This is a genomic window from Nitratireductor sp. GZWM139, assembly GCF_030068685.1.
Lineage (GTDB): Bacteria > Pseudomonadota > Alphaproteobacteria > Rhizobiales > Rhizobiaceae > Nitratireductor > Nitratireductor aquimarinus.
The window spans coordinates 138,192-144,660 of record NZ_JAMQML010000013.1 but is presented as its reverse complement, the minus strand read 5'-3'; the positions used below and the strand labels follow the sequence as shown (position 1 = coordinate 144,660).

Sequence of the window (6,469 nt, the reverse complement as noted above, 5' to 3'; positions counted from 1 at the left end):
CCTCGCCGCCTTCAAGCAGGTCATCGAAAACCCGATGGCGATGCTGGTATAGGCCGCAAATGAACATCTTGTCCGGGGGCGGAACATGAAGACCATCCTGTGCTACGGCGATTCGCTGACATGGGGGTACGATCCTGCCGGCCCCGGACGCCATTCCTTTGAAGACCGCTGGCCAAGCACGCTTCAGGCCGCTCTGGGCGACCGCGCCCGGGTGATCGCCGAAGGGCTCAATGGCCGCACCACGGTGTTTGACGACTACGCCGCCGGCGCTGACCGCAATGGTTCGCGGGTTCTGCCGACACTTCTGACGAGCCATGCACCGCTTGATCTCGTCATCATCATGCTTGGCACGAACGACATGAAGCCGTTCATCTGTGGCCGCGCCTTTGGTGCGAAACAGGGCATGCAGCGTCTGGTCGACATCGTGCGCCGCCATGACTACCCGATGGGCGATCCGGCTCCGAAAGTGCTCGTCATGGCACCGCCGCAGGCCTGCGCGACGGATGATCCCGATTTTTCAGTACTGTTCGATAACGCGCGCTCCGAATCGGCAAAGCTCGCCGGTTTATATGAAGCGCTCGCACGGGACACGGGTGTCGGCTTCTTCGACGCCGGCCGTGTGGCGCGCACAAGTCCGCTTGACGGCGTTCATCTGGACGCCGACAACACGAGGTCGATCGGTGCGGGAGTCGCGCCGGTCGTTACTGAAATGCTTGGGTTTTAAAGGCGGAAGGATAGACATATGGCCGATACGGCAGGAAATAGAAGCGTACACGCTTCCTGGGGCTGGCTTGCCCTGCTCGGCGCCATTTCACTCATTGGCGGCATTCTGGCATTCGCCAATCCATTCGCGGCCACGATGACCGCTGCAATGCTGGCCGCATGGACCTTCGTCCTGTTTGGCGTGCTGCAGATCGTGCAGGCGTTCAGCGTGCGTGGCTGGGGCGGGTTCCTCTGGGCGCTGCTCATGGGCGTTCTGATGCTCGCAGTGGGCGTTTCCATCATCATGAAACCGGCGGCGGGCATTGTTTCGCTCACGGTTCTGGTGGCGATCATCTTCCTCGTGCTCGGTGTGGTGAAGATTATGTACGCCTTTGCATTCCGCCCGCTTTCGGGCTGGGGCTGGGTTCTGTTCTCGGGCCTCGTCTCGCTGGTTCTCGGCGTGATGATCCTGGCGGACATGCCGTGGGCGGCCGCAACCATTCTGGGCATTCTGCTGGCGGTTGAGCTGTTGTCGAACGGCATCTTCCTCCTGCTCATCGCCTTCGGCCTGCGCGGGGCGCAGCGGGCCTGATTTTCTTTCAGGGCGCGGGTCTGCCCCGCGCCCTGGAATAACGATACGACTACAAGGAGAGACCAGCTGTGGCTGAAAACTACGACGTTATCATCATCGGTTCGGGACCGGGCGGCTATGTGACCGCGGTCCGCGCTGCACAGCTTGGCTTGAAAACGGCAATCGTCGAGCGCGAACATCTGGGCGGCATCTGCCTCAACTGGGGCTGCATTCCGACCAAGGCGCTGCTCCGCTCCGCCGAGATCAAGCATTATGCCGAAAACGGCAAGGACTACGGTCTCTCCATTGAGGGCAAGGTGACGGCCGATGTGGACGCCGTCGTCGACCGCTCGCGCAAGGTCTCGCAGCGCCTCAATGGCGGTGTCGGGTTCCTGATGAAGAAGAACAAGATCGACGTGATCTGGGGCGAGGCCAAGCTTTCCAGGCCTGGCGAAGTCGTGGTGTCGGAAACGGCGAAGAAGGCGATGCAGCCGCAGCCGCCCGCGCCGAAGAACACCAAGGGCCCCGGAACCTACAAGGCAAAGCACATCATCGTCGCCACCGGTGCGCGTCCGCGCGTTCTGCCGGGCATCGAGCCTGATGGTGACCGGATCTGGACCTATTTCGAGGCAATGGTTCCCAAGACGATGCCGAAGTCGCTCGTCGTCATGGGCTCCGGCGCAATCGGCATGGAGTTCGCCTCCTTCTACCGCACCATGGGGGCGGAGGTGACGGTGGTCGAGCTGATGCCGCAGATCCTGCCGGTCGAGGATGCCGAAGTTTCCAAATTCGCACAGCGTCAGTTCGAGAAGCAGGGCATCAAGTTCAAGCTTGGCGCAAAGGTTTCCAAGGTCGAGAAGGGCAAGGACGGCGTCACCGCCCATATCGAGACCAAGGACGGAAAGACCGAGACGATCTCCGCCGAGAAGCTGATTTCGGCTGTTGGCGTGCAGGGCAATATTGAGAATCTCGGGCTCGAGGCGCTGGGCGTGAAGACCGATCGCGGCTGCGTTGCCGTGGACGGCTATGGCCGCACCAATGTCGATGGCATCTACGCCATCGGCGACGTGGCGGGCCCGCCCATGCTGGCGCACAAGGCCGAGCATGAAGGCGTGATCTGCATCGAGAAGATCGCCGGCGTGCCGGGCGTTCACGGCCTTGAAAAGGGCCTGATCCCGGGCTGCACCTACTGCCAGCCGCAGGTCGCCTCCGTCGGTCTGACGGAAGCAAAGGCCAAGGAAGCCGGGCGCGACATTCGCGTTGGCCGCTTCCAGTTCGCCGCCAATGGCAAGGCCATCGCGCTTGGCGAGGATCAGGGCTTCATCAAGACCATCTTCGACAAGAAGACGGGCGAGCTTCTGGGCGCACACATGATCGGCGCGGAAGTCACCGAGCTCATTCAGGGCTTTGTCGTCGCCATGAACCTGGAGACGACCGAGGAAGAGCTGATGCACACGGTCTTCCCGCATCCGACCCTGTCGGAGATGATGAAAGAAAGCGTTCTCGACGCCTATGGGCGCACGCTCAACGCTTGAGATCGGGGCTTGAGATCGGCGCTTCTGTGCGGTCAGGTGACTCTGCCTGACCGCTAAATGCTCCAAAAGGGCTGAAAAGCCCCTGTTTCCCCCGCGACAAGTGGACTATATGCGGGGGAACGCAACGAGGATCGGGATGATGGGCGAAAGCCACGGCCTCATGGGACTACCTGGTATGGGAATGTCAGGTGTCGGCTTTTTCGGACTGCTCGTGATCGGTTTTCTGGCCGGTTACGTGGCTGAAAAGACCATGAACCGCGAGCATGGCTTTCTCATCAATATCCTGGTCGGCATAGCCGGCGCTTTTGTCGGCGGGACGATTGCCGGTATTGCCGGCATCTCGTTCTATGGTTTTTTTTGCAATCTGGTGGTCGCCATTCTTGGCGCGATCCTGATCCTCTGGATATTCGGTCGTTCGGCCCCGCGCCGCACGCGATAGGACAAACATGGTCACCATTCTCGATACCGTCACCGACAAGCCGCGCCCGCGGCATCCCGAAAAGGCGCACCGCCCCGATCAGGACGTGATGCGCAAGCCGAAATGGATTCGCGTCAAGGCGCCGACCTCGCAGGGCTATATGGAAACCCGCGAGATCGTGAAGTCGAACAAGCTCGTGACCGTGTGTGAAGAGGCCGGCTGCCCGAATATCGGCGAATGCTGGGACAAGAAGCACGCCACGTTCATGATCCTCGGCGAGATCTGCACGCGCGCCTGCGCGTTCTGCAATGTCGCAACCGGCATTCCCGGTCCCGTGGACATCAACGAGCCTGACAATGTCGCCAAGGCCGTTCGCGAGATGGGGCTGAAGCATGTCGTCATCACCTCGGTCGACCGTGACGATCTGGCCGATGGCGGCGCGCAGCACTTTGCCGATGTGATCGGCGCAATCCGCGCGGCTTCGCCCGAAACGACAATCGAGATCCTGACGCCCGACTTCCTGCGCAAGGACGGCGCTCTTGAAGTCGTCGTCGCGGCAAAGCCCGACGTTTTCAACCACAATCTGGAAACCGTTCCGGGCAATTATCTCAAGGTTCGCCCCGGCGCGCGCTATTTCCACTCGCTGCGTCTTCTCCAGCAGGTCAAGGAACTTGATCCCGGCATGTTCACCAAGTCGGGCATCATGGTCGGCCTTGGCGAAGAGCGTAACGAAGTGCTGCAGCTCATGGACGATCTGCGGTCGGCCAATGTCGACTTCATGACCATCGGCCAGTATCTGCAGCCGACGCGCAAGCACCATCCGGTGAAGAAGTTCGTCACGCCGGAGGAATTCAAGTCCTACGAGACCGTGGCCTACACGAAGGGCTTCCTGATGGTTTCCTCGAGCCCGCTCACGCGCTCGTCGCACCATGCGGGCGAAGACTTCGCAAAGCTGCGGGCGGCGCGCGAGGCGCGTCTTGAAGGCGCTGGTGCTGCTGCGAACTGATGCCGAAATTCGAGACCGTGCGCCGCGTGGCGCACACAGCCGAGGACATGTTCGCGCTCGTCGCGGATGTGGAGAAATATCCTGAATTCGTGCCCATGTGCGAAGCGCTCAGCGTGCGCACGCGCAAGGAACGCGATGGCGTGACGCTGCTCGTGGCCGACATGACCGTCGGCTACAAGGCGCTGCGGGAGACATTCACCAGCCAGGTAACGCTGAAACCCGACGATGCGGCAATCGATGTGCGCTATGTGGACGGCCCGTTTCGCTTCCTCAAGAACGAATGGCGCTTCGAGCCGGCCGGCGAGGGCGCGTGCGAAATTCATTTCTTCATCGAATATGAGTTCAAGAGCCGGATGCTCGGCGCGGTGATGGGCGCGATGTTCGACCGCGCCTTCCGCATGTTCTCCGAGGCGTTCGAGCGCCGTGCGGATGTGATCTACGGCGTGAGCGCCTGAATTCAGCCTTCCTGAAGGGCCGAGAGAACCATGTCGAGCGCGGTCTCGACGGTTGCAGCGCGCACGCCGGCGCGGTCGCGGTCTTCAAAGACATGGGACTGCGCCACGGGCGCGCGGCCCTTCATCGCCAGTCCGAACCAGACAAGGCCGACCGGTTTTTCGTCTGACCCGCCATCCGGGCCGGCAATGCCGGTGACGGCGACCGTCACGCCGGCGCGTGAGTGGGCAAGCGCGCCCTGAGCCATTTCCAGTGCAGTTTCCTGCGAGACAGCGCCATGGGCGGCCAGCGTTTCTGGCGAAACGCCGAGCATCTCCATCTTGGCTTCATTGGAATAGGTGACGAAGCCACGGTCGACGACCGAGGAGGAGCCGGCAATGTCGGTCAGGGCGGCTGCGATCATGCCGCCGGTGCAGGACTCGGCCGTGGCGAGCATGATGCCGCGTGCGTTGCAGGCGGCAAGAACAGCGCGGGCGCGTGTCTCGAAATCGCTCATGCCGGCACCTCGCCGGGATAGATCACGCTTGCCGTGGCGATCGACGCAATGCCTTCTTCGCGCCCGACAAACCCCATCTTCTCATTGGTGGTGGCCTTGATGGAAATGCGGTGCGGCGCGATGTTCAGCATGCCGGCAAGGGCTGCCGTCATGCTCTCGCGATGCGGACCGATTTTGGGCGCTTCGCAGACAATCGTGACATCGACATTGGCGATGCGTCCGCCTGCCTCGCGCACGATGGCGGCTGCGTGTTCGAGGAATATGTGCGAGGCAGCGCCCTTCCACTGCGGTTCGGAGGGCGGAAAATGCGTGCCGATATCGCCAGCGCCGCAGGTGGCCAGAAGCGCGTCGGTCAGTGCGTGCAGGCCCACATCGGCATCCGAATGGCCGGAGAGGCGCTTGTGATGCGGAATGGCGACGCCGCAAAGCACGACCGCATCGCCATCGGCAAAGGTGTGCACGTCATAGCCATTGCCGGTGCGCACATCGGGGAAGACGCTCGGGCGGGTCAGGCGTTCGTCTGCAAGCGCGATGTCGCGCGCCCAGGTGAGCTTGATGTTGTCAACGGAGCCCGCAACGAGCCGAACCGGGATTTTCGCCCATTCGGCGATGGAGGCGTCGTCGGTGAAATCCTCACGCCCCAGCTTGTGGGCGCGCTCATGGGCTGCCGCGATGAGTGCGAAGGGAAAGCCCTGCGGCGTCTGCGCGGCATGCAGGTCGTGGCGCGGCACCGTCTCGGCAATGTTGCCGGCGGGGCCTGCGCGCTTGATCGTGTCGGCCACGGGCAGGGATGGCAGCGCGCCGCGACCATCTTCCACCGCCGCAATGATCCGGTCGATCAGCTCGCGGTCGATGAAGGGGCGCACGCCGTCATGGATGAGAACCGTCTGCGGAGACGGATCGTAAAGCGCAAGCAGCGCCAGCCGGGTGGAGGCCTGGCGGGAATGGCCGCCATGGATGGCGATGACGCGATCATCGGTCAGGCCGGCAGTGGCCTCGGCGAACAGCGCTTCGTCGTCCGGGTGGATCGCCACCACCACGCGCCCGATGCGCGGATCGGTGAGGAAGGTTTCCAGCGTGTGACGCAGCACCGGCTTGCCGCCGATCTGGCGATATTGCTTCGGTCCTTCGACGGACTGCCCCGCGCGCTCGCCGCGTCCTGCGGCGACGATGACGGCGGCGACCTCACCGGTCCTGCGGGCCGTCAGGCTATCGGATTGTGTCATCTGCTTGTCCATAGCGCAGACGCATAATAATACATGCCGCGAAAGGCCAGCCGAATTTGCAG

Annotated in this window: 8 protein-coding genes; 6 read left to right on the top strand and 2 right to left on the bottom strand. The window is 62.5% G+C overall.

All coding sequences use genetic code 11. The features are described 5' to 3' along the window. Positions 1 to 85 precede the first annotated feature (85 nt). From NDI72_RS16365 to NDI72_RS16340, 6 genes are all read left to right on the top strand, one after another. A complete protein-coding gene (locus tag NDI72_RS16365) occupies positions 86 to 724 on the top strand; it encodes an SGNH/GDSL hydrolase family protein (RefSeq protein ID WP_283801003.1) in 639 nt (212 codons plus the stop codon). A gap of 18 nt (positions 725 to 742) precedes the next feature. Further along, on the top strand, positions 743 to 1,294 hold the full coding sequence (locus NDI72_RS16360) for an HdeD family acid-resistance protein (RefSeq protein ID WP_113155170.1): 552 nt from the start codon (positions 743 to 745) through the stop codon (positions 1,292 to 1,294). Between the two features lie 68 nt (positions 1,295 to 1,362). Then, positions 1,363 to 2,808 carry a dihydrolipoyl dehydrogenase gene (gene lpdA, locus NDI72_RS16355; RefSeq protein WP_206995972.1) on the top strand — a complete coding sequence of 482 codons (1,446 nt, stop codon included), beginning with the start codon at positions 1,363 to 1,365 and terminating at the stop codon, positions 2,806 to 2,808. 139 nt (positions 2,809 to 2,947) lie between these two features. Beyond that, positions 2,948 to 3,247, top strand: coding sequence for a GlsB/YeaQ/YmgE family stress response membrane protein (locus tag NDI72_RS16350; RefSeq protein ID WP_283801002.1), 300 nt, complete (start codon positions 2,948 to 2,950; stop codon positions 3,245 to 3,247). A gap of 7 nt (positions 3,248 to 3,254) precedes the next feature. Next, complete coding sequence (lipA, locus tag NDI72_RS16345) at positions 3,255 to 4,232, top strand: lipoyl synthase (RefSeq protein WP_113155172.1); 978 nt, start codon at positions 3,255 to 3,257, stop codon at positions 4,230 to 4,232. Further along, positions 4,232 to 4,687 carry a type II toxin-antitoxin system RatA family toxin gene (locus NDI72_RS16340; protein WP_113155173.1) on the top strand — a complete coding sequence of 152 codons (456 nt, stop codon included), beginning with the start codon at positions 4,232 to 4,234 and terminating at the stop codon, positions 4,685 to 4,687. The genes lipA and NDI72_RS16340 overlap by 1 nt, the downstream gene beginning before the upstream one ends. Positions 4,688 to 4,689: 2 nt before the next feature. On the opposite strand, the gene NDI72_RS16335 is transcribed toward NDI72_RS16340, so the two are convergent. Together NDI72_RS16335 and NDI72_RS16330 are read right to left on the bottom strand one after the other, a co-directional pair. After that, complete coding sequence (locus NDI72_RS16335; RefSeq protein ID WP_283801000.1) at positions 4,690 to 5,181, bottom strand: CinA family protein; 492 nt, start codon at positions 5,179 to 5,181, stop codon at positions 4,690 to 4,692. Further along, the gene (locus NDI72_RS16330; RefSeq protein ID WP_283800999.1) at positions 5,178 to 6,407 is read right to left on the bottom strand and encodes a bifunctional 2-C-methyl-D-erythritol 4-phosphate cytidylyltransferase/2-C-methyl-D-erythritol 2,4-cyclodiphosphate synthase; all 1,230 of its coding nucleotides are present in this window, start codon (positions 6,405 to 6,407) and stop codon (positions 5,178 to 5,180) included. The genes NDI72_RS16335 and NDI72_RS16330 overlap by 4 nt, the downstream gene beginning before the upstream one ends. Positions 6,408 to 6,469 lie beyond the last annotated feature (62 nt).

Coding starts and splice junctions, on each gene's coding strand:
- NDI72_RS16365 (WP_283801003.1), top strand. CDS start 86: ATGAAGACCATCCTGTGCTACGGCGATTCGCTGACATGGGGGTACGAT.
- NDI72_RS16360 (WP_113155170.1), top strand. CDS start 743: ATGGCCGATACGGCAGGAAATAGAAGCGTACACGCTTCCTGGGGCTGG.
- NDI72_RS16350 (WP_283801002.1), top strand. CDS start 2,948: ATGGGCGAAAGCCACGGCCTCATGGGACTACCTGGTATGGGAATGTCA.
- lipA (WP_113155172.1), top strand. CDS start 3,255: ATGGTCACCATTCTCGATACCGTCACCGACAAGCCGCGCCCGCGGCAT.
- NDI72_RS16340 (WP_113155173.1), top strand. CDS start 4,232: ATGCCGAAATTCGAGACCGTGCGCCGCGTGGCGCACACAGCCGAGGAC.
- NDI72_RS16335 (WP_283801000.1), bottom strand. CDS start 5,181: ATGAGCGATTTCGAGACACGCGCCCGCGCTGTTCTTGCCGCCTGCAAC.
- NDI72_RS16330 (WP_283800999.1), bottom strand. CDS start 6,407: ATGACACAATCCGATAGCCTGACGGCCCGCAGGACCGGTGAGGTCGCC.